The organism is Archangium primigenium (assembly GCF_016904885.1).
GTDB classification, from domain to species: Bacteria; Myxococcota; Myxococcia; order Myxococcales; family Myxococcaceae; genus Cystobacter; species Cystobacter primigenius.
Genome location: NZ_JADWYI010000001.1, coordinates 9214927 through 9233867 on the forward strand (window position 1 = coordinate 9214927; position 18941 = coordinate 9233867).

An 18941-nucleotide genomic window follows, 5' to 3' on the forward strand; every position below is an offset into this window, starting at 1 on the left:
CAGGCGGCCCTCGGGGCTCAGTGCGCGTCCCACTCCGGGGCGTCCGTGAAGCCCGGGGCCCCGTTGAGGTAGGCCTCCAGCACCAGCTTGCGCCGGGGCAGGAAGACGCCTTCCAGGGCCTCCGAGAGGGCATAACGGCGCCCGTGCGGCCCGATTTCATGGATGCGCTCGCTCACGTGGACGAACTCGAACGCGGAGGACTTGCGCGGCCACGTCACCCCGCCGCCCATGTTCACCCCGGTGCTGAACTGGTGGCAGCCCGCGCACGAGAGCGCCTGCACCCGGGCCGCCAGGTGCGTGGGCGTGAGCGCGCTGCCCGCGGTGTTCAGCGCGTCCTGGAGCCGCGTGCGCAGGGGGCTCTCGCCCTTGCCGAGCTGGTAGGTGTAGAGGTCGTCCGTGCCACTCGAGCGGCTCTGGCCGCCCCGGAAGCGCTCGGCCGTCACGAAGTTGAAGCCGAAGACGTCGTTGGTGGAGAGCCTGCCCACCTGCGACGTGAGCTGCTGGGCGAAGTCCTCCTGGAGCGCGTGCCCCATCTTGCTGCTGAAGAGGACGCCGGCGGGGCTGCCATTGACCGGGGCGGGCTCGAAGCGCAGCTGGCACGTCTTGCCCACGCACGCCTTGCGCACGCGGAACTCGCGCAGCGTCCACAACGCCTGCATGAACTGGTTGGTGCGCACCTGCCCCGTGGGGCGGTTCACGCCATTGCCCAGGTTGTCGATGTGCAGGGCGGGCGGAAAGCCCGTGAGCCCCTTGAAGTAGAAGTCGTGCAGGTCGTCCGCGCGCTCGAGCGGATCCGCCTCCTTGGACAGGTTGGCCCAGAAGAGCGCCACGTCCTGACAGCCCTTGAGCCCCTTCTTGGGTTGGGGGTTGGGCAGCACGCTCTCGAAGGAGATGAGGTTGCGGCTCGTGTCCTGGGTCATCCCCGAGCGGCGCGCGAAGATGAGCCGGTACTCGCCGCAATCGCTCCCATCGCTCGCCGCCAGGTCGAAGCGGTTGACGATCGCGATGGGCACGTACGCCGCGAGGCTCGTGTCGGACGAGGCGAAGGGGTCCTCCAGGGCCTGGTTGCCCTCGGCGCGCGGGCAGGCGTACGCGAAGCCATTGAGGCCCGGCGTGCCGTCCGCGAGCGGCTGCTCGTCACAGTGCAGCCCCCCGAGCCCCAGCCCCGGGGAGCGCCGCTGCGTGTCCCACCACTCCTGATAGAGCCGCAGGGGCGTGAGCTTGGCCAGGTTGGCCTGCTCCACCAGCCGGTTCATCACCTCCGCGAACGTGAAGCGCGCCAGGATGACCTCGTCCGTCACCACCAGCGAGCGTCGGGCATCCACCACATAGGTCTTCGCCGCCTCCTCCGGGGCCGACACCTCCAGCGGCAGGAGCCCGAGCCCCCGGCGCTCCGGATGGGACACCTCCGCCGGCGCGGACTCGGACAGCAACACCTCGGGATCCAGACAAGCGCTGAGCACCGCGGCACCCGCCACGGCCAGAAGACACGAGACACGCATGAGAAAGGCCCCCCCTCCGTGGGCCATCGATGGCGGCCACTCTCCGCCTTGGACCCACAACCTAAGAATCCAAGCAAGTGCGGTGGGAGCGTCCAACGCCCGACGCCCGCGGCGCGCCGGAGAACGGATATCGGGCAGACACGCCTCCCGCGAGGGCACCCGGGTCTCCGGACGCGGCGAGGGCCGGAGGGAGCATCACGCTCCGGCTCCGGCCCTCGTTCCCACGAAGCGAGACGTCCGTCGGCTCAGCTCGGCTCGGGCTCCGGCTCGGACGCCTCCGGTGCATCGGTCGGCGCGGAGGGCTCCGGCGCGGCCTCGGGCGCGGCGGCCTCGGGCGCGGCGGCGGACGCCTCGACCGGCACGGACTCGGCGGGCGACTCCGTCTCCTCCTCGCCCTGCTCGGACTCCGGGAGGATGGAGATGCCCGTCACCTTCTCGTCGGCGCTCTCCAGGGCGATGAGCCGCACGCCCTGCGTGTTGCGGCCGATGACGGAGATCTCCTTGGCCTTCATGCGGATGAGCATGCCGCCGTTGGTCACCAGCATCACCTCGGCCTTGTCCGTCACCGGCACCAGGCCCACCACCTTGCCGTTGCGGTCGGTGGTCTTGATGTCGATGATGCCCTTGCCGCCACGGCCCTGCTGCCGGTACTCGGTCTCCAGCGTGCGCTTGCCGTAGCCGTTCTCCGTCACCGTGAGGATGGTGGTGTCCTTCTCCACCACGTCGGCGCCCACCACCTCGTCGCCGTCATCCAGGGTGATGCCCTTGACGCCGTAGGCCTGGCGGCCCATGGAGCGCACCTCCTCCTCGGGGAAGCGGATGCTCATGCCGCTCGCCGTGGACAGGAGGATGTCCTTGGTGCCGTCGGTGATCTTCACCGCCACCAGCTCATCGCCCTCGTCGATGCCCAGCGCGATGATGCCGCTGGCGCGCACGTTGGCGAACGAGCTCAGGTCGGTGCGCTTGACCACGCCGCGCTTGGTCACGAAGAAGACGAACTGGTTCTCCACGAACTCGCGCGTCACCAGCACCTGGGCCAGGCGCTCGCCCTCGCCGAACTGCACCAGGTTGATGATGGCCTTGCCGCGCGAGGTGCGGCCCGCGAGCGGCAGCTCGTGGACCTTGAGCGAGTAGAGCCGGCCCTTGTTGCTGATGGGCATGAGGTAGGCGTGGGTGCTCGCCACGAACAGGTCCGTGACGAAGTCGTCCTCCTTCGTCGTGGCCCCCGTCTTGCCGCGGCCGCCGCGCTTCTGCGCCCGGTACTCGCTGAGCGGCGAGCGCTTCACGTAGCCCGTGTGCGAGAGCGTCACCACCATGGTCTCCTCGGCGATGAGGTCCTCGCTGGTGATCTCCTCGGCCGCGCCGGTGATCTCCGTGCGGCGCTTGTCCGCGTAGCGCTCGCGGATCTCCTTGAGCTCCGTCTTGATGACGTTGAGCAGGCTGGACTCGTGGCCGAGGATGTCCTCCAGGCGGGCGATCTCCCGCACCAGGTCGATGAGCTCGCGGAACAGCTCCTCGCGCTGCAGGCCGGTGAGCCGCTGCAGGCGCATCTCGAGGATGTTCTTGGCCTGCTCCTCGCTGAAGCCCGCGCCCTCGTAGCGGTGCTCCAGGCCCGAGTAGTTGGGCTCCTCGTTGCGCGCGCGCGACTCGAGCAGGGCCATCTGCGCCTTGGCCTTCTCGTAGTCGATGCGCTGCAGGTTGGCGAAGCGCTCGCGCTCGTAGAGCTCGGGCGAGAGGATGTGCATGAGGCCCCAGCGCGCCTCGTCCGGGTCGCGCGAGGCGCGAATGAGGCTCACCACCAGGTCGATGAGGTCCTGCGCGACGAGCAAGCCCTCGACGATGTGGCGCCGGGCGCGCGCCTTGCGCAGCTCGTAGCGGCTGCGGCGGGTGACGACGTCGCGGCGGTGGGAGATGAAGCGGTCGAGCAGCTCCTTGAGCGAGAGCGTGCGCGGCTGGCCTCCGTCGATGGCGAGCATCACCGCGCCGAACGTCGTCTCCATGGGCGTGTTGGCGTACAGGTTGTTGAGCACCACGGCGCTCATGGCATCGCGCTTGAGCTCGATGACGATGCGCATGCCCTGCCGGTCGCTCTCGTCACGCAGGTCGCTGATGCCCTCGAGCTTCTTGTCGCGCACCAGGTCGGCGATCTTCTCGATGAGCCGCGCCTTGTTCACCTGGTAGGGAATCTCGGTGACGATGATGCTCTCGCGGTCACCCTTCTTGGATGTTTCAATCTCCGTGCGCGCCCGGAGGGAGATCTGCCCGCGGCCCGTCTCGTAGGCGCGCACGATGCCCTCGCGCCCGGTGATGATGCCCGCGGTGGGGAAGTCCGGCCCGGGGATGAACTGCATCAAGTCCCGGACGGTGGACTCGGGATGGTCGATGAGGTGGAGCGTGCCGTCGATCACCTCGCCCATGTTGTGGGGCGGGATGTTGGTGGTCATGCCCACGGCGATGCCCGTGCTGCCGTTGACGAGCAGGTTGGGGAACTTGTTGGGCAGCACGAGCGGCTCGGTGAGCGAGTCGTCGTAGTTGGGACCGAAGTCGACGGTCTCCTTGTCGATGTCGGCGAGCATCTCCTCGGCCAGCCGATCCATGCGCACTTCCGTGTAGCGCATGGCCGCGGGCGAGTCGCCGTCCACCGAGCCGAAGTTGCCCTGGCCATCCACGAGCAGGTAGCGCAGCGACCACTCCTGCGCGAGCCGCACCATGGCCTCGTAGACGGCGCTGTCGCCGTGCGGGTGGTACTTACCGATGACGTCACCCACCACACGCGCGCTCTTCTTGTAGGCGCGGTTGTGCAGGTTGCCCAGGTCGTTCATCGCGAAGAGCACGCGGCGGTGCACGGGTTTGAGGCCGTCACGCACATCGGGCAGGGCGCGTCCGACGATGACGGACATCGAGTAGTCGAGATACGAGCGGCGCATCTCGTCTTCGATGTTGACGGGGATGAGTTCTCCCACGCTGCCTGGAGGAGGCGCGGGGGGCGTTGCCGGCTTGTCGGTGGTGTCGTCGGCCATGATCTTGGGGTCGGGGGAGAGGCCCACCCGAGGGGACCTCTCTCATGAGGATAGGGGTACGTAACCCCCGGATTTTCCAGCGTCAACAATGCTGTCGCGGGGGCGTCGGGGGGCGGCCAGGAAGGCGACCCGAGGGGCACCCGGACGGGGGGTTCTGGACGTTCGGTCCGGCCCCCTTCCCCTCGGAGTCTCAGGGGGCTTCGTAGAAGAACAACGGCTCGATCAGCCCCCCGCCGTTGACCAGGAAGGAGCCCGTCGCGGGGGCGCCCTTGGGGGACGGCGTCATCGCCACGTCCACCAGGCGCAACCGCAGCGCTTTCACCGCGCCCGGGGGGAGGTTTCCCGGCCCCGTACCGGGTTCGGCATCGGCCATCGTGTCGATCCGGACCGTGCCGGAGGTGGAGACCCACTGCCCGTGCGTTCCAGCGCTCGTGCACACGTCCTGGAGCAGGAGGCTGGCGGTCTCCGGGGGGAGGCTCTTGGCGTCGAAATCCCTCGGCAGGATGGGCCACGCCTTGCCCGCCTCGGGTCGGGCGCTGACGGTGAGGATCACGGTCAGGCAGGCCGCGGAGCCCGACGCGGGATGGGAGCTGGTGCTCAGGAGGCTCAGCCCCGGAGCATACTGGCCCGAGCCGACATTCATCCGATGCGTGCCCATGCGGGCATTCGTCGTCTGGGGATCGGACAGGGTGAGCGTGAACTCCCGCGTCTCGGTGGGCTTGTCGCTGGGGGGCCCTTCACCGGAGGGCCCTTCCCCTCCCTCGGCGGGCGGCTCGGAACAACCCACGGCCGCGAGCAGGAGCAGACCACGACCCAACAGCGCGAGAGTGCGCATCGGAAGACCTTTCAGTGCGAGCAGGCCCTCGATTCTACCTCACGGTGAGTGATGACAACCATCACCCCAGGTCTCGAATCCGTGCGCCGGGGTTTTCAGCCGAGCACGCCGCGCAGCCGCTGGACGAGCTCCACCAGACGGGGCGTCGACCACCAGGTGCGCGGGGAGCCCGTGCCCCCACCGTGCCGCGCGAGCAACTGGCGCAGGGCCTCGCGCAGGGCCTCGACGCCGGGAGTGTTGCGGGGCTCCTCGGCGCGCTCCGCCAGCCGCTCCAGCCGCACCCAGCGCGGGGTGTTCCAGCGCTCGTCCTCGGGCAGGTCCGCGCGCTGGGCATCCCACAGCTCGTAGGCCACCTCCAGCACGGCCGCGCGCGCCTCGGTGAGGCCCACCGTGGGCAGGAGCCGCACCTGGGGGGCGTACTCGCGCTCGAAGAGCCACCACATCACCGTCAGGCACTCGACGGACGAGGGCTCCAGGGGCACGAGCCGCAGCCGCGCCATGCGCGTGAGCCGCTCGAGCGCCTCGCGGTACCAGAACGCCGTGTGCACCAGCCGCTCGGGCCCCGTGGTGGGCGCCCGGGGCGGGGCCTGGGTGGCGCGCGCGCGCAGCTCGGCCACCATGAGGCCCCGGGCGTCCACGTCCGACAGGCGGCGCCAGAGCGAGGCCAGGGCGGCCTCCCCTCGGGGCCAACCCAGGGCCAGCTCCTCGCGCCGCGCCAGGGAGAAGGGCAGTCGCCCCGAGAGCAGCAGGGGCGGGCCGAACAGGGACTCCAGCCGCTCGCCGAAGCGCCGGGCCTCGTGGAGCGCGGGCAGGGTGTCCGGCAGCAGCTCGCGCGCGGTCTCCTCGCGCAGGTGGGCGGGCACCTCGCGCGGCAGGGTGATGAGCCAGTCCTCCAGGGCCTCCATCAGCCGCGGCAGGGACTCGTGAGGGTCGCGCCCGAGCTTGCGCGCCACGTCCCGGACGAGCTGCTCGCGCAGGGACTCCACCTCGAGCACGTCCCGCGGCAGCGGGTGGCCCTCCGGCCAGGCCTCGGCCTCGAGCAGCGCGTCCAGGGCGGACTGGTGCGCGCGCACCTCGCGCAAGAGCGGCAGCTCGCGCCGCAGCCGCTCCTGCCAGCGGGACTCGGAGAGGACGAGCACCAGCCGGTAGTAACGCTCGCGCGCGGGGCCGAGCAGCGCCGGGAAGTCGTCACCCACGGCGAGGGCCCCTACCCGGTCTGGGACGCGGTGCCCTTGGGCCGCAGCGGCGTGGCGAGCCGCTCGGCCTCGGAGCCCAGGGGGCCCTCCGGGTCCAACGCCTTGGCCTTCTCGAAGGCGGCCAGCGCGGCTTCCTTCTCGCCCTTGAGCTTGAGCGCCACGCCCACGTTGAGGTGCGCCCCCACGTTGTCCCGGTCCATGGTGAGCGCCTCGCGGAAGAGGCCCAGGGCCTCGTCCAGGTCCCCGTTGAGCAGGGCCTCCTTGCCCGCCTGCACGCGCTTGTCCGCGTCGTTGACGAACTCCACCTGGAGCAGGCTGCCGCCGGCCACGGTGAAGACGAGCGCGCGCAGGATGCCGCCCCAGTAGAACGTCAGGCCCTCGGCGGCGGCCACGGCGGCCACGGGCAGGTCCGGCAGCAGCTGCTTGCCCCGGAACTTGAAGCGCACCTTGGTGTAGCGGCCCTTGTTCGCCCAGTGCATCGCCTCCTGACGCAGCTTCTGCAGCCCTTCCTCGATGCGCTTGGGATCGATCTCGAAGGGGAAGGCCATCTCCGGCTGGGGCTCGCCCGCGGGCAGGGCCTTGAGCGGGGGAGGAGTGGCCTCGTCGAGCGGATCCGGGGCCAGGGGCCCGCTCGGCTCGCGCAGGGGAAGGTCCACGGGCGCGGCGGGGCGCGGGCGCGAGCGTGCGGCCCGCGGGGGGGGCGCGGGCGGCGGGGCCTTCTTCTTCGGGGAGGCGGCGCTCTTCTTCGGGGGCGCCGCGCGGACGGCCTTCTTCTTCGCCATGGTGCCGCGACTCTACCCAGTCACGCGGCGGCGCGCGCGGGGCGCGTCAGGCGGGCAGGCGCCAATCGACGGGCGCCTGGCCCCGCTTCTGGAGCTCCGCGTTGGCGCGGCTGAAGGGCTTGCTGCCGAAGAACCCCCGGGAAGCCGACAGGGGCGAGGGGTGCGGCCCCGCGAGCACCACGTGCCGCCGGGGGTCGATGAGCTTCTGCTTCTTCTGGGCGTAGGCCCCCCAGAGCACGAAGACCACGGGCTCCGGCTTGTCGCTCACCGCTCGGATGACCGCGTCGGTGAAGGCCTCCCAGCCCTGCCCCGCGTGCGAGTTGGGCGTGGCCTCGCGCACCGTCAGCACCGCGTTGAGCAGCAACACGCCCTGCTCGGCCCAGGGCACCAGCGAGCCGTCCCTGGGCACGGGCAGGCCCAGGTCGTCGTGCAGCTCCTTGAACATGTTCACCAGCGAGGGCGGCGGCCGGACTCCCGGGCGCACCGAGAACGCCAGCCCGTGGGCCTGTCCCGCCCCGTGGTACGGGTCCTGCCCGAGCACGAGCACCTTCACCTGCTCGTAGGGCGTCAGCCGGAAGGCGGAGAACAGGTCCTCCTCGGGCGGGTACACCGTGTGCCGCCGCCGCTCCTGCTCCACGTACGCCTGCAACCGGGTGAACGCCGGGTTGGCCAGCGCGTCCTGAAGCACCCGGCGCCATCCGGCCGGCAATTGGTCCTTCCACGGGCTCATCTCGTCTCCACGCATGTGTCCAGAGAGGTCCCGGCTCCTACCCTACTTTCGCGGTCATGCCCCAGGGGTTTCTTCCCAGGTCGTCCAAAACACCACGGGCCCGAGGAGGAACTCCCTCCCGGGCCCGCGTGACGACGTCCTGTGTGAGACGGTGGGGACTAGCGCACCAGGGTCTGCGCCATGCGCTGGGCGGCGAGCTCCGCGGCGTTGTTCAGGCCCAGCTGGCTCAGGTTCTTGCCGGCCACGCTCTTGAAGAGGTCGCCGAGCACGTTGGTGATGCCGCCCTTGCCCTTGGCCAGGTTCAGCGCGCCGCTCAGCAGGCTGTTGCCGCCCGCGCCATCCAGCAGGCCGCCCAGGGCGCCGCCGCCGAACTTGCCCAGCAGGTTCTTGAAGATGCCGCCCCCGGGGATGAAGCTGGTGGCCGCGCCCATGAGCGACTGCAGGGGATTCTTGCCGCTGGCCAGGTCGCCCGCGAGCTTGACGGCCGCGCCGGCCAGGGGGTTGATCATCGAGACGATGGGAGCCGCGATGCTCGCGATCTTGCCGATGGCCTTGCCGAGACCCTTGAGGAAACCCATGGTGAAATCCTTTTCGTGAGGGGTCCGCTGTGCGGCCCTGTGTGCTGCTGACAAAAGGATTCTCGGGCGGCGGGGTTATTAGTTTCCTGATCCCGCGAAAAAGGCCGCACGCCCCGTGCGCTCCCTTGGTTGCCCACCGGTGGTCGCCCCCCGGGCTCAGCCCTTGAAGTTCGAGTCCTTCTTGAGGCCCAGGTCCTGCTCGGCGGGTTTGGCCTTCGCGCCCTGGAGGTCGTCCGCGCTGCCGAGCGCCGCGCCGTAGCGATCCGCCGGCTCCTTCGCGTGGAAGCCATCGGGCTGGTGCGCCGGATTGACCACGACCTCGCCGCTGACCACCTTCTGCAGGTAGGTCTCGATCTCCGCCACCGTGGGGGCCTGGGGATCCTGCTGCTTGAGCGCCTCGTCCGGGACGATCATGATCGCCGGGGGCTTCTCCGGGTGGAGGGCGTAGTCGAGGATCTTCTCCACGTACTTCTCCACCGGCAGCTTGAGCAGACGCGCCTGCTCCTTCACGTCCGCGTCGGCCAGCAGCTCGGCGCGAACCTCTTCCACGGGACGGCGCAGCTTCTTGCCCTCGGAGGGGCTGGGGGCATCGGACATGGGGCGGACTCTCCAGGGAAACCCGGGGACCTCGGGCGCTTCCGTCTTGCTAGCCCAACCCCCCGGCGGATTGCAAAGCGCGGGTGCGCTAGGGTGGGGCCTCCTTTCACGGAGCCGAGCATGCGTCGTTTCGAGTTCGCCGAGGGTAGCTCGCGGAAGTTCTGGGAGATCGCGCTGGAGGGCACGGGCTTCACCGTCCGCTGGGGTCGCCTGGGCACCGACGGCCAGACCCAACAGAAGACCTTCCCCTCCGCGCAGAAGGCCCAGACCGAACACGACAAGCTCATCGCCGAGAAGGTCAAGAAGGGCTACGCGGAGGCCGGCAGCGCCCCGGCGCCCACCCCGACGCCCGCCCCGGTGACGGCCGCCGCTCCAAAGCCCAAGCCCGTCGCACCCGCGCCCGTCGCGCCGTCCCCGGAGCCCACGCCCACGGGCCCCATCTTCTGGACCGAGGACCTGCTGCGCCGCGTGCACCCCCGGCGCGGCGGCGTGGCCGTGCCCGTGCGCGCCCTCGCGAGCCCCAAGAAGGCCTGGGCCCAGGCGCGCGAGGACTTCCAGGCGCGCATCAAGGACGTCGTCCCGGACACCGAGCCCGGCCTCCTCACCGCCGAGACCCAGGCCCTCGCCGAGCGGCTCAAGCGCGCCGAGCCCACCCCGGGCACGCCCGAGGAGGACGCCGTCCTGCTCACCGTCCTGCAGCACCGGGACGACTGGAACCACCACCCCCGCGGCGAGCCCGGCATCGACCTGCTGTTCGCGCTCGCGGGCCCCGCGCACACCACACGCGCCACGCTGCTGTCCCTGGACATGCACGTGACGGAGGACACGCCCCCCCGGGTCCGCCGAGGCACGTCCTCCAATTCGCGGTCGGCACGACTCCAACGCCTCGCCTACGGCGGTCTGCACGGCCTGCCTCGCCTGCGCGCCCTGCTCGCCACCCAGGCCGACGACGCCGGCTACCAGGCCGCGCGCGAGGCCGCCTCCGCGCTCCGTCTCACCTCCGAGCAGCGCGCCGCCTCGGCCTTCCTCTTCCCCACCGAGGCCGACTGGGTGCTCACCGAGGCCCAGGGCACCCACGACGAGCTCCCCACCTACCTGGTGGCCAGTGTCTCCACGCTCGAGGCCCTCACCCCCTTCCTCCCCGGCGTGAAGCCCTACCATCTGATGCAGGGCGACACCGGCCTCCTCCCCTCGCTGCTCGACGGCATGGGCCTGGCGAGCTTCGCTTTCTTCCAAGACATCATCCAGCGCAGCTACCTCAGCACGGAGTTCCTCCGGGAGTGGGCGGACCACCTCGCGCGCCTCGACTCCGACGAGGCCTTCTCGCTCCTGCTCGAGCGGTCCGTGGAGCACGGCAAGGAGATGATGGCCTCGCTGCTCGAGGCGACCGCGCGCGCCCCCCACCGCGCGCTGCGACTGCTCGCGCCCCGGGCCAGCACGCGGGGCAAGGAGGGTGAGGCCGCGCGCAGCGTCCTCACCCACGTGCTGCGCCGCCAGGGCGACGCCTTGCCCGCGCTGCTCGTCGGCCAGTCCGCGGACGTGGTCCAGCTCGTCACCCGCCTCCAGGAACAGGCGGGAGGACCGGACGCGCCCGACGCCACGCCCGAGCAACTGCCGCCCGTCCTCGCCCGTCCGCCCTGGGCGTCCGGCCGCCCCACGGAGCCCCCGCCCGTCCTCACCGACGTGGTGCCCCCCGCCCTGCCGGATGCCCTCGCGTGGAACGAGCGCGAGCGCGAGGCGTGGCAGCGGCACAAGGGCTACGCGGCCCAGCAATACGAGCACCACACCGAGGCGCAGTGGCGGGACTTCGCCCAGCAGAACTTCTCGGGCAAGCCCCGGACGGAGCGGTACGCGGGCTACCACGACCCCATCTTCTTCGCCCTCGCGCCCGAGTCCCTCGCGCGCCCGCATCTCGAGTACCTGTTCACGTCGCAATCGGGGCTGCTCAACAACTGGATGCCCCGCATCCTCGCGAACCTGGGGCTCGCCGCGCTGCCCGTCTTCCTGAAGGAGTTCGAGCAGAACAAGAACGACCTCTTCCCGCTGGTCATGCCCCTCGCCCTCCAGGGGCTCGCGCCGTCCATCGCCGAGGCCTACGCCTCCAAGAAGTTCCGCGCCTCCGCGCGCGAATGGCTGCTGCGCCACCCCGCGCACGCCACCGCCGGCCTGCTCGTGCCCGCGCTCGGCAAGCCGGGCAAGGCCCGGGACACCGCCGGCGCCGTCCTGCGCCTGCTCGCCGCCGAGGGCCACGAGGCCACCGTGCTCGACATCGCCGCGCGCGCCTCGCCCCAGGCCCGCGAGGCCCTCGTCCGCGTCCTCGCCCAGGATCCGCTCCAGCTCTACCCGGCGAAGCTCCCCAAGCCGCCCGCCACGCTCGGCATCGGCTCGCTGCCCGCGCCCCTGCTCGCCGACCGCTCCGCGAAGCTGCCTCCCAGCGCCGTCGAGGCCCTCGCCACCCTGCTGGCCTTCTCGCCCCTCGACGAGCCCTATGCTGGCCTCGCCCAGGTCAAGGCCGCCTGTGACCGCCCGAGCCTCGCCCGCTTCGCCTGGGCCCTCTTCGAGGCGTGGCTGCTGGCCGGCGCCCCCAGCAAGGAGGGCTGGTGCCTCCTGGCACTCGGTCACCTGGGCGATGACGACACCGCGCGCAAGCTCGCGCCCCTCATCCGCCAGTGGCCTGGCGAGGCCGCCCACGCCCGCGCCGTCACCGGCCTGGACGTGCTCGCCACCATCGGCACCGACGTCACCCTCATCTACCTCAACGGCATCGCCGAGAAGGTCAAGTTCAAGGGCCTCCAGCAGAAGGCCCAGGAGAAGATCGCCCAGATCGCCGAGACGCGTGGCCTCACCCGCGAGGAGCTGGCCGACCGGCTGGTGCCGGACCTGGGCCTGGACGAGACAGGCTCGCTCGCGCTGGACTTCGGGCCACGCGCCTTCACGGTGGGCTTCGACGAGCAGCTCAAGCCCTTCGTGCGCGACGCCGATGGCACCCCGCTCAAGGACCTGCCCAAGCCCACCCAGAAGGACGACGCGGAGAAGGCCACCGCCGCCAGCGAGTCGTGGAAGGCGCTCAAGAAGGACGCGAAGACGGCGGCCAGTCTGCAAATCCTCCGGCTGGAATTGGCCATGTGCGCGCGCCGCCGCTGGAGCGCGGACGTGTTCCGCCAGTTCTTCGTCGAGCACCCGCTGCTCATCCACGTGGTGCGCCGCCTCGTCTGGGGCACCTACTCGCCCGAGGGCGCGCTCACCGCCACCTTCCGCGTGGCCGAGGACCGCTCGCTGGCGGACGCGAACGACGACACGTGGTCGCTGCCCGAGGGTGCGCTGGTGGGTCTGCCCCACGCCCTGGAGTTGGACACCGCGACCGCGGGCGCCTGGGGCCAGGTCTTCGCCGACTACCAGTTGCTCCAGCCCTTCTCCCAGCTCGGCCGCCCCATCTACGCCATGACCCCGGCCGACAAGGACGCCAAGAAGCTGGACCGCGTGAAGGGCGTCAAGCTGCCCACGGGCAAGGTGCTCGGCCTGGAGGCGCGGGGCTGGCGCCGGGGAGCGCCACAAGACGGAGGCGTGGCGTGCTGGATGGAGAAGCCCCTCGGCCCCGAGCGCGTGGCCTACCTCGACCTGGACCCCGGTCTCTTCACCGGCATGCTCTCCGAGTCACCCGAGCAGACGCTCGGCGAGGTGATGCTCAACTCGCAGTCCTTCTGGAACACCGAGGGCGCCCAGCCCTTCGGCATCCTCGACCCCATCCTCTTCTCCGAGCTGGTGCGCGACCTGGAAGGGCTGCGCCCCGCATGAGGGTGCGCGCGGAAGCCGAGCGGATGGACATCCAGGAGCCGCTCGCTCAGTTGGAGACGGACGGCTACGCGCGGCTCGGGCGGGTGCTCTCGGACGAGGGGCTCGCCGCGCTGCGCGAGCGCTCGGAGGACCTGATGCTCGGGCGCGTCCCCGACCCCGGGCTCTTCTTCCAGATGGATGCCCGCACGGGCCAGTACGACGACACGGGGCTCGGCTGGCGGGGCCCCTCGCTCGCGTACCGGAAGATCGAGCGGCTGGAGAAGGACGAGCGTTTCCTCGCGTGGATCTCCAACCCCCTGTTCGAGCGCGTGGCGCGCGCGCGCATCGCCGGGGGCGTCGTGCTCTACCGCGCCATCCTCTTCAACAAGGGCGAGCCGGGCGGCGGCGCCATCCGCTGGCACCAGGACGGCGGGACGCTCTGGGGCCTGAGCCAGGAGCCGGAGCTGCAGATCTGGACCGCGCTGGATGACGCCCCGGTGGACGGCGGCTGTCTGGAGGTGATTCCGGGCACCCACCGTCAGGGGCTCGCGCGGCCCATGGGCGGCGTCATTCCGGACGAGCGACTGGTGGCGGAGCGGGCCGAGGAGCGGGCCGTGGCCCTGCCCGTCCAGGCCGGCGAGGTGGTGCTGCTGCACAACCAGCTCTGGCACCGCTCGGGGCCGAGCCGCGAGGGCCAGCGTCGGCGCGGCTTCTCCATCTGTTACATGAGCGCCACCACGCGCTGCCTGCGCAAGAAGCACACCCCCCGCGTCTTCTTCCCCGTGTTCGCGGAGCGGCCCGGCCCGTGACGACCAACCAGGGCCATGCCTACCGCGAGCAGCTCGGTCCCGAGGCCCGGGGCGGCAGCACGCTCGACTACCTCGTGCGGACCTATGCCCACTCCACGCCCGAGGTGTGGCGCGAGCGGCTGGCCCGGGGCGAGGTCCTGCTCGACGGCGTGACCGCGACGGGCGAGGAGCGGCTGGAGTCCGGCCAGTGGCTCGTGTGGAACCGGCCCCCGTGGGAGGAGAAGCCCGCGCCGCGCGACTACACGCTCGTGTACGAGGACGCGTCGCTGCTCGCGGTGGACAAGCCGGGGGGCCTGCCCACGGTGCCCGGAGGCGGCTTCCTCGTGAACACGCTGCTCGGCGTCGTGCGCGAGCGCTTCCCCGAGGCCAGTCCCCTGCACCGCCTGGGACGGGGCACCTCGGGCCTGGTGCTGTTCGCGCGCACGCACGACGCGGCCTCCAAGCTGTCCCGGGCCTGGCGCGAGCACACGGTGGACAAGCGCTACCGGGCGCTCTCCCACGGCGTGGCCGCCCAGGACACCTACGACATCACCGCGCCCATCGGCGAGGGGCCCCACCCCGTCATGGGCCGCGTGCCCATGGCCTCGCCCACCGGCAAGGCCTCGCGCAGCCTCGCCCGGGTGCTCCAGCGGCACGCGGCGAGCACCCTCTTCGAGGTGGACATCCAGACGGGCCGCTCCCAGCAGATCCGCATCCACCTGGCCTTCATCGGCCACCCCCTGGAGGGAGACCCCGTCTACGTCGCCGGGGGCGTGCCCCATGCCGAGCACCCGGGACGGCTCGGGGACAGTGGCTATCTGCTGCACGCCGAGCGCCTGGGCTTCGAGCACCCCCTCACCGGCGAGCGGCTGGTCCTCCACGCCCCGCCCCCGGAGGGACTCCGAGTGAAGTAGAACCCTCTCCATTCCATTGGAGACAGCCATGCGTCGCTTCGAGTTCATCGACGGCTCCTCGCAGAAGTTCTGGGAGATCTCCCTCGCGGGCACGGACTTCACGGTGCGCTGGGGCCGCATCGGCACCGAGGGCCAGACGCAGCACAAGTCCTTCCCCTCCGCCGCCAAGGCCCAGGCCGAGCACGACAAGCTCGTCGCCGAGAAGCAGAAGAAGGGCTACACCGAGGGCACGCCCGCCAGCGCCGCCCCGAAGCCGCCCCGGACGAAGACCCCCGCGCCTCCGCCCGCGCCGGCCCCGCCGCCCGCCGCGCCACCCTCCGGGCCCATCGCCTGGACGCCCGAGCTGCTCGACGCCGTGCACCCCCGGCGCGGGGGCGTCCCCGTGTCCGTCCGCGCGCCGCTCGAGCCCAAGAAGGCCTGGGCCCTGGTGCGCCAGGACTTCAAGAAGAAGGGACCCGACCCGGAGGCCAAGGACAAACACAAACACAACCTCATGGCCCGCTCCCGGGCCGTCCTCGCGCGCCTCCAGGAAGACACCCCGCGCCTCGGCACGCCCGAGGAAGACGCCCTGCTGCTCGGGTGCCTCCAGCATCGGACCCAGTGGCGCGAGAAGACCCGGGTGGATCCCGCCATCGACCTGCTCTTCGCGCTGGGCGGGCCCGTCCACGCGACCCACGCCGCGCTCCTGTCGATGGACCTCCACGTCGTGGAGCTCGCCCAGCAGCGCAAGGCCGTGCGTCAAGGTCCGCCCCGGGACACGTATTACAACGGCATGCAGCACGGGAACCTCGGGGGACTGCCCCGGCTGCGCGCCCTGCTCGCCACCCAGACCACGGACAAGGACTACCGGGCCGCCCGGGACCTCGCCGCCTCCCTGCGCGAGACCGAGGAGGAGCTCCGCTCCGCCGCCGCCTACCTCTTCCCCACGGAGGCCGCCTGGGTGCACGCCGAGGCCCAGGTCTTCGCCCAGAAGAAGGGCGAGCCCTTCATCCTGTACAGCCTCTCGGACCCCCGCGCGCTCGACACGGTCGCGCCCCACGTCGATCTGGAGCTGCTGCTGACGTTCGAGGACAGCCCCCTGGCCTCGCTGCTCGATGGCGTGGGCCCGCGGCTCGCCGGCTTCCTCGGCGCCCTGTTGACCCAGACCCAGGAGAAAGAGGAGCCCCTCGAGCGCGCGGCCCTGCGCCTCTGGGCCGGGCTCGTCTCCCGCATCGACTCGGACGAGGCGATGACCCTGCTGCTCGAGCGGTCGGAGAAGGAGATGCTCCCCCTGCTGCGCGAGCAGTGCCTGCGTGTGCCCTCGCGCGCCGCGCGCCTGCTGCCCCGCTGGGCGCTGCTGCCGGGCAAGGACGGTGCCGGGCCCCGGGAGCTGCTCGGACTGCTGGCCGCGCGCCACCCCGAGGCCCTCCAGACCGCGCTCCCCGAGTTGTCCGAGCCGGAGCGCGCCGTCCTCCTCCGGCTCCAAGGCCAGGCGGCCCAGGAAGTCCCCGAGGCGCCCGCCGCGCGTTTGCCCCCGGTGCTCGCCACCCCGCCCTGGCGCTCCGGCCGGCCTCCCGAGGCCCCGCCCGTGCTCAGCGGCGTCTCGCCCCCGGCCCTCGCCGACGCCCTGGTCTGGCGGGAGGGTGAGCGCGAGGCATGGCTGGGACGCGGGGGCCCGTCCTACGAGTCCTACCCGTCCTTCACCGCGTCCCAGTGGAGCGCCCTGGAGAAGAAGCTCGCCCAGGCCAAGCCCAAGGTCCGCGAGCAAATGCTGGATGGCGAGTTCTTCGCCCACGCCCCCGAGGCCCTCGCGTCGAAGTACCTGGACACGCTCGGGTTCGACTACGACACCCTGCGCTGGATGCCCCGCATCATCGCCCACCTGGGCCTGGCCACGCTCCCCGCCGTGGAGCGCGGCGTCGCCGAGAAGGGCGGCAACACCCTCTCGCTGCTGATGCCCTTGGGCGCCAGCTCGCTCGCGCCGCGCATGGCCGAGGCCCTGGGTGGCAAGAAGTCGCGGAGCGAGGCCCAGGACTGGCTCCTGCGCCACCCCGCGCACGCCACCACCGGTCTGCTCGCGCCCGCGCTCGGCAAGCCGGGCAAGGCCCGGGACGCCGCCCTCGCCGCCCTGCGCCTGCTCGCCGCCCAGGGACAGAGGACCACGGTCCTGGACGTGGCCCGGAAGACGTCCCCCGAGGTGCTCGCGGCCGTCCAGCGGGTGCTCGACTTCGATCCGCTCCAGCTCTTCCCGGCCAGGCTGCCCCAGCTTCCCGCCGCGCTCGGCATCGGCGCGCTGCCCGCGCCCCTGCTCGCCGACCGCTCCGCGAAGCTGCCTCCGGCCGCCGTCGAGGCCCTCGCCACCCTGCTGGCCTTCTCGCCCCTCGACGAGCCCTACGCCGGCCTCGCCCAGGTCAAGGCCACCTGTGACCGCCCGAGCCTCGCCCGCTTCGCCTGGGCCCTCTTCGAGGCGTGGCTGCTGGCTGGCGCTCCCAGCAAGGAGGGCTGGTGCCTCCTGGCGCTCGGCCACCTGGGCGATGACGACACCGCGCGCAAGCTCGCGCCCCTCATCCGCCAGTGGCCTGGAGAAACCGCCCACGCCCGCGCCGTCACCGGCCTGGACGTGCTCGCCACCATCGGCACCGACGTCACCCTCATCTACCTCAACGGCATCGCCGAGAAGGTCAAGTTCAAGGGCCTCCAGCAGAAGGCCCAGGAGAAGATCGCCCAGATCGCCGAGGCCCGGGGACTGACACGGGAAGAGTTGGGCGACCGATTGGTACCGGACCTGGGACTCGATGCACAGGGTTCACTCACCCTGGACTTCGGGCCACGTGCCTTCACGGTGGGCTTCGACGAGCAACTCAAGCCCTTCGTGCGCGGCGCCGATGGCAGCCCGCTCAAGGACCTGCCCAAGCCCACCCAGAAGGACGACGCCGACAAGGCCCAGGCCGCCGCCGCGCAATGGACGGCGCTCAAGAAGGACGCGAAGACGGCGGCCAGCCTGCAAATCCTGCGGATGGAGTTGGCCATGTGCGCCCGGCGCCGCTGGAGCGCGGACGTGTTCCGTCAGTTCTTCGTCGAGCACCCGCTGCTCATCCACGTGGTGCGCCGCCTCGTCTGGGGCACCTACTCCCCCGAGGGCGCGCTCACCGCCACCTTCCGCGTGGCCGAGGACCGCTCGCTGGCGGACGCGAACGACGACACGTGGTCGCTGCCCGAGGACGCGCGCGTGGGCCTGCCCCATGCCCTGGAGCTGGACGCCCGGACCGCCGGGCTCTGGGGCCAGGTCCTCGCCGACTACCAGTTGCTCCAGCCCTTCCCCCAGCTTGGCCGCCCCACCTACGCGATGACGCCCGCGGAGAAGACCGCCACGAGCCTGGAGCGCGTGAAGGGCCTCAAGCTGCCCGCGGGCAAGGTGCTCGGCCTGGAGAAGCGCGGCTGGCGCCGGGGAGCGCCCCAGGACGCGGGCGTGGTGGAGTGGATGGAGAAACCGCTGGGCGGGGCGCTCCAGGCCGAGCTCGAGCTCGATGAAGGCCTCTACACGGGCATGATCTCCGAGTCGCCCGAGCAGACGCTCGGGAGCGTGGTGCTCCGGACGCGTCAGGGCTGGGAGCAGGGAGAGCCCCAACGCCTGGGCCCGCTCGACCCCATCCTCTTCTCCGAGCTGGTGCGCGACCTGGAGGGCCTGCGTCCGGGGTGACGCGGTGGGGGCGCCGACTCCGCCTCACGCCCCGCCGTCGCCGTCGCGCAGGGACTGGACCATGCCGCGCAGGAGCTTGAGCGCCATCGCCTGCTCCTCCTGCGTCATGCCCCCCAGCATCCGCACCTCCACGGAGCGCACCGCGACGGTCGCCTTCTCGAGGAGCCGTCGACCCCGCGCGGTGAGCCGCGTGGGCAGGACTTTCCCGACAGGGGCCTCCTCGGGCCGGGTCACGTAGTCGTCTCGTTCCAAACCTTGCAGCAGCACGTTCATCGATTGCCGGGTCACGAACGCGCCTCGCGCGAGCTCGGAGTTCGACAGGCCCGGACGCTGCGCCAGCAGCTCCAGGCAGGAGTACTGCGTCACGGTCAATCCGAGCGGCTCCAGCGCGGCCTCCATCGCCGCGCGCAAGGCGCTCGACGCCTCCTTGAGCAGGTAGCCCAGTGACGTCTTCAGGTCGATGCCGTCTCCATCTTGACTCATGTCAGGCATCCTGACATACCTTGAGCCGTGTCAGCAAACTGACATCCCCCCAAAGGAGCAGCC

The 18941-nt window shown here is 71.5% G+C and carries 13 protein-coding genes; 4 read left to right on the top strand and 9 right to left on the bottom strand.

Going from position 1 to position 18941, the window contains the following annotated elements; translation table 11 throughout:
* Window positions 1-17: 17 nt before the first annotated feature.
* The 8 genes from I3V78_RS37765 to I3V78_RS37800 all read right to left on the bottom strand — a co-directional run bounded on the left by I3V78_RS37765 (window position 18) and on the right by I3V78_RS37800 (window position 9240).
* Window positions 18-1502, bottom strand: a complete 1485-nt coding sequence (locus I3V78_RS37765; protein WP_204495806.1) for a hypothetical protein — start codon at window positions 1500-1502, stop codon at window positions 18-20.
* A gap of 245 nt (window positions 1503-1747) precedes the next feature.
* Complete coding sequence (gyrA, locus tag I3V78_RS37770) at window positions 1748-4522, bottom strand: DNA gyrase subunit A (RefSeq protein WP_204496948.1); 2775 nt, start codon at window positions 4520-4522, stop codon at window positions 1748-1750.
* 190 nt (window positions 4523-4712) lie between these two features.
* On the bottom strand, window positions 4713-5357 hold the full coding sequence (locus I3V78_RS37775; RefSeq protein WP_204495808.1) for a hypothetical protein: 645 nt from the start codon (window positions 5355-5357) through the stop codon (window positions 4713-4715).
* Window positions 5358-5452: 95 nt separating this feature from the next.
* Window positions 5453-6553 carry a hypothetical protein gene (locus I3V78_RS37780; RefSeq protein WP_204495810.1) on the bottom strand — a complete coding sequence of 367 codons (1101 nt, stop codon included), beginning with the start codon at window positions 6551-6553 and terminating at the stop codon, window positions 5453-5455.
* Between the two features lie 11 nt (window positions 6554-6564).
* Window positions 6565-7335 (bottom strand): tetratricopeptide repeat protein, encoded by a 771-nt coding sequence (locus I3V78_RS37785; RefSeq protein WP_204495812.1) that lies wholly within the window; start codon window positions 7333-7335, stop codon window positions 6565-6567.
* Window positions 7336-7381: 46 nt separating this feature from the next.
* Window positions 7382-8065, bottom strand: coding sequence for a uracil-DNA glycosylase (ung, locus tag I3V78_RS37790; RefSeq protein WP_204495814.1), 684 nt, complete (start codon window positions 8063-8065; stop codon window positions 7382-7384).
* Between the two features lie 158 nt (window positions 8066-8223).
* Window positions 8224-8643, bottom strand: a complete 420-nt coding sequence (locus I3V78_RS37795) for a hypothetical protein (protein ID WP_204495816.1) — start codon at window positions 8641-8643, stop codon at window positions 8224-8226.
* Between the two features lie 156 nt (window positions 8644-8799).
* Complete coding sequence (locus tag I3V78_RS37800; protein ID WP_239576988.1) at window positions 8800-9240, bottom strand: hypothetical protein; 441 nt, start codon at window positions 9238-9240, stop codon at window positions 8800-8802.
* 120 nt (window positions 9241-9360) lie between these two features.
* Between I3V78_RS37800 and I3V78_RS37805 the strand changes: the two genes are divergently transcribed.
* The 4 genes from I3V78_RS37805 to I3V78_RS40040 are packed head-to-tail and all read left to right on the top strand — an operon-like array spanning window position 9361 to window position 18395.
* On the top strand, window positions 9361-13035 hold the full coding sequence (locus I3V78_RS37805; RefSeq protein WP_204495818.1) for a WGR and DUF4132 domain-containing protein: 3675 nt from the start codon (window positions 9361-9363) through the stop codon (window positions 13033-13035).
* Window positions 13032-13823, top strand: coding sequence for a phytanoyl-CoA dioxygenase family protein (locus tag I3V78_RS37810; protein WP_204495820.1), 792 nt, complete (start codon window positions 13032-13034; stop codon window positions 13821-13823). The genes I3V78_RS37805 and I3V78_RS37810 overlap by 4 nt, the downstream gene beginning before the upstream one ends.
* Window positions 13820-14716 (top strand): pseudouridine synthase, encoded by an 897-nt coding sequence (locus I3V78_RS37815; RefSeq protein ID WP_204495822.1) that lies wholly within the window; start codon window positions 13820-13822, stop codon window positions 14714-14716. Before I3V78_RS37810 ends, I3V78_RS37815 begins: the two co-directional genes overlap by 4 nt.
* A gap of 28 nt (window positions 14717-14744) precedes the next feature.
* Entirely contained in the window at window positions 14745-18395 is a 3651-nt protein-coding gene (locus I3V78_RS40040; protein ID WP_204495824.1) for a DUF4132 domain-containing protein, read from the top strand.
* 24 nt (window positions 18396-18419) lie between these two features.
* Here I3V78_RS40040 and I3V78_RS37825 read toward each other — a convergent pair whose 3' ends face one another.
* Entirely contained in the window at window positions 18420-18878 is a 459-nt protein-coding gene (locus I3V78_RS37825) for a MarR family winged helix-turn-helix transcriptional regulator (RefSeq protein WP_204495833.1), read from the bottom strand.
* Between the last annotated feature and the right edge of the window lie 63 nt (window positions 18879-18941).